Source organism: Longispora urticae (assembly GCF_053902585.1).
In genome coordinates this window covers 1-349 of sequence record NZ_JAQZSH010000069.1, presented here as the reverse complement: position 1 = coordinate 349, position 349 = coordinate 1, and the positions used below count along the sequence as shown (strand labels likewise).

General features: G+C 63.2%; 1 protein-coding gene. It reads right to left on the bottom strand.

Annotated elements, in window-relative coordinates; genetic code table 11:
• Positions 1-349 (bottom strand): ABC transporter ATP-binding protein (locus PT931_RS36100; protein WP_456250219.1); only part of this gene is annotated, 349 nt, incomplete at both ends.

Here is a 349-nt window from a genome sequence, read left to right as displayed (position 1 = left end):
TGCGCCCCGCGATCGACAGCGGCAACAGGATGTTCTCCTGCGCCGTGAGCGTGGGCAGCAGGTTGAACTGCTGGAAAATGAACCCGATCTTGTCCCGACGAAGCCTCGTCAGACCGCTGTCGGACAGCTTGTTGACCTGGGTGTCACCCACGAACAGATCACCGCGCGTGACCGTGTCCAGACCCGCAAGGCAGTGCATCAACGTCGACTTACCCGAACCCGACGGGCCCATGATCGCCGTGAACTGACCCTGGGCCAACTCCACGTTGATGCCCCGCAACGCGATCACCTGCGCCTCGCCCTGCCCGTACACCTTCCACACATCAGACGCGCGNGCCGAGTACGACCT